Below are 4,933 nucleotides of genomic sequence, written 5' to 3' on the forward strand. Positions count from 1 at the left end.
ATTATTTATTTTTTTTATTTGATTATAAATGTTTTTCTCTTACTTTTTTCTTGATAAATAAATAGCTTTACATAATTCATTTTTTACCAGTCTCATGAACAGATACCAATAAAAATTCCTTAGGTTGACGCCATTGCTTGAACAGATACGCTATAAAAAGCTCCTTGATTAGCCTTTGACCTTTATATGCATTAATTCCTCTATCTCTTCTGCCTCTATAGGAATATTTTCTGTTAAGTTTTGCACACCATTTGACCTGATTACCACATTATTTTCTATTCGTATGCCTATATTTTCTTCTTTAATATAAATACCAGGTTCTATAGTTAAAACCATATTGGCTACCATAGTACCATGCAAATCCCCTAGATCATGGGTACTGAGCCCCAGATGATGCGAAATACCATGCATGAAATATTTTTTATAGAGGGGCATCCCTTTAGGTTGGTTTTTAATATCTTTAGCGTTGATAAGTTTGAGTCCTATCAATTCACTTTCTACTAACGCAATTATTGCTTGGTTATAGTCCCCAAAAGATAACCCTGGACGCAATAGTACTTGTGCTGATTGTAAAATCCGTAGTACAGCATTATATACTTGCCTTTGTCTGGTTGTAAATTTCCCATCAATAGGTATAACCCGTGTTACATCAGCTGAGTAATTAGCATATTCTGCCCCTACATCTATCAGCAGCAACTCACCAGCTGGGCAGGCTTTATTATTGTTGATATAGTGTAAAATACAACTATTGGCACCACTGGCTACGATAGGCGAATAGGCAAACCCCCTAGAACCTCTTCGGATAAACTCGTAGGCAAGCCTTCCTTCTATTTCATATTCCATTAATCCAGCATGAATCCTTGGTAAAATCGATCGAAAGCCTGCTTCTGTAATATGGCAAGCCTCTTGTATAAGCCCAATTTCTGCCTCTTCTTTTATGCCACGTAGCTTTTGCATAATTGGTGCAATACGGGCATATTGGTGCAAAGGATAGTGCGCTTTGCACCAGCTGATAAAACGTTTGTCTCTGGTTTCTACTGGAGTATTAGCCCTTACATGTTCATTGGCATTAAGGTATATATAGTCGACTAAACCCATTAGGGTATGAAAGATCTGGTTAAACTGGCTAGTCCAGTAGATGGTTGTAATCCCACTCATGCTACTGGCTTCTTCTTGGGAATATTTATGTCCTTCCCAAATAGCTAGTGTTGCATCTGTTTCTTTTATAAATAAAATGGCTTGCCATTCGGTTTTGATGGCATCTGGATAAAGTAGTAAAATCGTCTCTTCTTGATCTAGACCAGAAAGGTAAAACAGATCACTGTTTTGGACAAATGGCATCGTTCCATCTGTATTTTTGGGCATCAAGTCATTGGACTGAAGCACTACCAAGCTATTGGGCTGCAGATGCATAGCTAATTTTTTTCTATTCTGTATAAATAGATTTGGATCAATATGTTGATAACGCATGGGGATTGTCTTTACAAGGTTCCGATTAAAAGTCTAATACTGGATTATTTTACTTAAAAAAAGTTACCAAAGTATCTTTGGATAACAGGATCGATACTTTTCTACCATCTGGTGTGTACATACTATTGGTAGAGGAAAATAGCTGTGCCAATAAAACATCTATTTCAAGGCTATTTAGTTTGGTACCATGTGGTATACTAGCTTTTTTAGCCAATGCCCTAATGAAACACTCCGACGTTTCTAATTTATGTTTACTGTTGTTCCATTTGAGCTGTTCTATGAGTCCTTCTAGTAATTGTTTGGGTGAATGATGGTTCAGTTCAGCTGGACAGCCATGGATAATAATAGTAGATTCCCCAAATGGATCAATCATAAAACCTAATGAACGCAAAATAGATGCATTGTCTAATAAAACCATATAGTCCACTGGATTTACTACTAAATGTTCTGGCATCAGCAACTGTTGTGATGCACCACTTTTATTTTGAAAGTGATCTATAAACTTATCATATAACACCCGTTCATGTGCTGCTTGCTGATCAATTAAAAGTGCACCAGATTGTACCTGTACCATAATATAACAGCTATATAATTGTATAGCTGTTCCTACATTAGGTTGGTGATGAGATGTTTCAATCGTTCTCTCTAATGAGGCTTTATTTAATGGAGGTGAGAGAGGATCGCTACTATCTTTGTCATCTGTAAATAAACTTTGCCAATTGGTAGGTGGCCTGAAAGCTGAAGAAGTACGATCTACTTTAAATGGTTTATAGCTACCCTCTTTTTCTGAAGTTGTAGTAGGATGATTTATTTGGATAGGATGGCTAAAACGTAACAGAGAAAAATTAGTGTCTTGTTCAAAGTCTAAAGAATCGACTACATGGTGGGTAGCTAAACTTTTTTTTATCGCAGCTTGCAAAATCGCATAAAGCGCCTTTTCATCTTGAAATTTAATCTCTGTTTTAGTAGGATGCACATTTATGTCAATCAATTGAGGATCAATTGTTAAATAAATCACATAAAAGGGAAAGCTATCTGTTGGTAAGAGCCTTTCATAGGCATTTTTAATGGCATGATTTAGAAATGGACTTTTTATAAAACGCTGATTTACAAATAAAAACTGCTCTCCTCTTGTTTTTTTTGCTTGTTCTGGTTTGCCTATATAGCCTTCTATAGCCACTATATTAGTAGTTTCTTTACAGGGGATCAATTGTTTTTTATAGCTTTCTCCAAAAAGATGTACTATTCTATAGCTTACCTTTTCTGGCTGTAGTTTATATATTTCCATATCATTGTGGTAAAGGCTCCATGCAATGTCTGTTCTGGCAAGTGCTGCATGTTGGACCTCTTCTAAGATATGTTTGAATTCTACGGGATTAGATTTTAAGAAATTTCTCCGTGCTGGAACGTTATAAAATAGATTTCTAACACTAACTTTAGTACCTGGTGATGTAGCAATTGCTTCCTCTTTTTTGATCTTAGATCCCTCTATAACCATAAAAATCCCAATAGGCGCTTCATGTAAACGGGTTTCTATTTCTACTTGTGCTACTGCTGCAATAGAGGCCATAGCCTCTCCTCTAAACCCCATAGTCTGGATCTTAAATAAATCATCTGTATGGGTAATCTTAGAAGTGGTATGCTTTTCAAAACAGATTCGAGCATCTACTGCACCCATGCCTATACCATCGTCAATCACTTGAATAAGTTGCTTACCGGCATCTTTTATAACAATCTTTATGGTTTTGCTTCCTGCATCTATCGCATTATCTACTAATTCTTTTACCACAGAAGCAGGACGTTGTACCACTTCCCCAGCTGCTATTTGGTTAATCAGTAAGTCGGAAAGAAGACGAATGGTATTCATGTATACTGACTATAAAGTGATTAGCATAGTTAGGAGGTTTAAACACACTTTAAAACAATAAAGTAAGCTACTTTGCAAATATAATGGCTTGTAAGTAGAATAAAACGCTCTAAAATTTTTTTGTCATAAAACAACCTTACGAAAGGTTCGCTAACTGGTTTATTAGATTTTTTGAGCTGGCTTATATCACGTAATTTGGAAAAAAGAGACAACGGACAAAAAATGCAGCCTAATGGGTCTAATATGAAGAATTAGGTAGAGGCCCGACATTTAAATTATCAGCTGAAGCGTTACTCCCAAAGCAATCTAGTAAATAATAAGGGGCATAATTTTGCTGGTTCTATTTATTTTTAATAAATTTGGCAAAATAGCTCTCGTACCAAACGAATAATGATGCGACCACAATGATAAGCAACTATCATTGTAAATGCACCTGGGATGCTATAAGAAGCAACCTAAGTAAGGGGGTTTGTAGCTTATAAAAAAATAAAAACAAATTAAGTGGAATCATGCAAGAGAATATAAATAAAACTTCGTTAATATACAAACGTAAGATGGGGCCAAATATCATTTTACTAATTATGAGTACGTTTTTATTTGGTTTTATCTTTGGTCAATGCGGTAACATGGATCCTCATATTTCGCCAGAAAAGGATACAAAAATAATAGCTTCTAAAAATAGTGCTAAGCCCATTCTAGGTCTGGTAAGTTGTTTACATTCAGATAGCCACCTTGGTCTTGTAGAATGTAATATGCCCAGTCAACATATAGTACCTGAAACTGAAAAAATAGGACTAATTTTTTATGCTCCCAAGCCATTGGTTGATTGTTCAGCTATTGATTTTTCCAGTCAAGAAGTTAAGTTAACTTATTGTGATGGTAGTATTGCAGTACTTAGTAGCTTCATAGAGATTGATGGCAAGTTATTTGATGCGTTCTTAAAAGAAGTAGCACCATTGAATAAGAAAAATAATAGGTTAGCAGCAACCTATGACGGTGATTTTACTATTTTGACTGCTCAAGACTATGGAATAAAAGGGCTTAATAGTCTTGGAAATAGTATAGTATTGCTTGATAATAAGCTAGATAAGACTAAACTTCAAGATATGGAGCATGCAGGTTTTATGTTTACAGAATCTACCAGTCTATGTACCAGTAAGCTTGCTGAGTTGATTAAAAACCTCTCAAGCCATACTACTCAATGGACAAGCACAATCTGTGCTGCTTCGGTTGCTGGAAACAGCTTACAGCCTGCTGCAAACCCATTAGGCCATGCTGCTTATGGTTATATTAAAAAAGGTAATCGTTATCGTTTGATGCTATTAAATAATAGCAGATCTTCTATTAAAAGCAGCTGGTATAGCAACAGTTATGTTCATAGGAGCGCAGTACCACAGGTAACTAACTTAAAACCAATTCAGCCTACTGAAGCAAAAATAGCTACTCCAGATAAGTCGAAAGAAACCAACCAGACTGCTGATATGATGTTACAAACGGAATCTAGACTAGCATTAGAAGGTAAAAATGCTAAGGCGAATAGCCATGATTTAAAAATTGATACTGAAGATGGGAAAATGGTATGGGATAACTATTTTT

The 4,933-nt window shown here is 35.7% G+C and carries 3 protein-coding genes; 1 reads left to right on the forward strand and 2 read right to left on the reverse strand.

The genetic code is table 11. The annotated features are described in order from the left end of the window. Positions 1-168: 168 nt before the first annotated feature. Together MUW73_RS02700 and mutL are read right to left on the reverse strand one after the other, a co-directional pair. A complete protein-coding gene (locus tag MUW73_RS02700) occupies positions 169-1,470 on the reverse strand; it encodes an aminopeptidase P N-terminal domain-containing protein (RefSeq protein ID WP_243575227.1) in 1,302 nt (433 codons plus the stop codon). Positions 1,471-1,519: 49 nt separating this feature from the next. Then, positions 1,520-3,337 carry a DNA mismatch repair endonuclease MutL gene (gene mutL / locus MUW73_RS02705; RefSeq protein ID WP_243017840.1) on the reverse strand — a complete coding sequence of 606 codons (1,818 nt, stop codon included), beginning with the start codon at positions 3,335-3,337 and terminating at the stop codon, positions 1,520-1,522. A gap of 581 nt (positions 3,338-3,918) precedes the next feature. On the opposite strand from mutL, the gene MUW73_RS02710 reads away from it, so the two are divergent. After that, positions 3,919-4,933, forward strand: a 1,015-nt coding sequence (locus MUW73_RS02710; protein ID WP_243575228.1) for a hypothetical protein, incomplete at its 3' end; no start/stop codon positions are given.

The organism is Candidatus Cardinium sp. cByotN1, assembly GCF_022810525.1.
In the GTDB taxonomy this organism is placed as follows: Bacteria; Bacteroidota; Bacteroidia; order Cytophagales; family Amoebophilaceae; genus Cardinium.

What these genes read in the sequence shown, in the direction of transcription:
- mutL (WP_243017840.1), bottom strand. Translation starts at nt 3,337, where the DNA reads ATGAATACCATTCGTCTTCTTTCCGACTTACTGATTAACCAAATAGCA.
- MUW73_RS02700 (WP_243575227.1), bottom strand. Translation starts at nt 1,470, where the DNA reads ATGCGTTATCAACATATTGATCCAAATCTATTTATACAGAATAGAAAA.